This is a genomic window from Oleiphilus sp. HI0079, assembly GCF_001635105.1.
Window position 1 is genome coordinate 1 of the sequence record NZ_LWFT01001270.1, and the last position, 1,105, is coordinate 1,105.

General features: G+C 46.9%; 1 protein-coding gene. It reads left to right on the top strand.

What is annotated here, in order from left to right; translation table 11 throughout:
- A partial coding sequence (locus tag A3750_RS26525) for a hypothetical protein (RefSeq protein WP_197475244.1) occupies positions 1-1,070 on the top strand: 1,070 nt, incomplete at its 5' end.
- Positions 1,071-1,105: the final 35 nt, after the last annotated feature.

The following is a 1,105-nucleotide window of genomic DNA, read 5'->3' on the forward strand; positions in this document are numbered from 1 at the left end:
ATGTAGGCGGTACATCTTGGCAGGTGACTACCGGGTGTGACGTCGGGTTAGGGTGTAGTTTTCCAGTCGATTTGACCGATTACTGTGTAACCGCAGCCGAACAAGTTCAGAATACGCCAGTAGAAGATTTGTGTACGCCAGAGAGATATCAGGATCTAAATGAACTCGATGATCCAGCAAACGACGTCGCATTTACCGCATTTCTGCAGTACTACGCGGATCATATGAGGGATCTCGATTTTCAGATTTATGATAATAAATTGCTGATGAACGTCCGCTTGTCGGAGAGAGATGCTCTCGTGCTCTACGATTATAATCAGCCAGCGACGGCTCCAGCGACCGTCAGAGAGAGTCTATTGCTAGGTAAGCGGCTTGTGCAATCCATAGCAAAGCCGATTATTCAGGACGATAATATTTATATCACCTCGAATATCCTCGGTTTGAAAACCAGTAACATCTGCTACAAAGGTTTTTCTCCAGTACAGTGCAATTTCGCGAAGCTTGAGGAGGGCACGTCTGAAGAATGTACTTCGTTCGATATCAATGCGGGAACTTGTCGCGAAGGTAAGTACCTTTTCGAAAGCCGAGCCTTGTATTGTTCGGCCACAGACATTGCGAATGAGGTCTGCATAGACACGAACCAAATTAACCCAAAGACTCTCCAGGTAGAATCTGCAACGCAAGATGCGAAATGGCTGCCTGTGATCAGCATCGATGATGTAAACGGTTTACAGAGAGAGATACGGGTGTTGGTTAGCGAAGATCGTCAGTTTTCTAGCAACAGTCCTTCCCAGAGTTACACCAAGGACGAAGGGGTTTTAGGAAACCCAAAAATGTATAAGTTGGATGCACCTGGATCAAGAACGTTGAGTTCTATCTCTGAAGGTCAGTTGCAAGGAGTTGTCGAGTCAGTGCCGGGATCGATGGTGCTTCGGGATAGCGAAGGTGCTGTTTCGTTAACCGCGGAAGAGTTTGTTGGCGGTAGCTCTGTGCGACAACAGGATGAACTGTACATCAATGAAAATATGGATCAGATTATTCGCGTTACTGGCTCCAGAAGACAGCAATAGTCTCTGTCTGGGCGTATCCATTCCTGCTCGCAAGG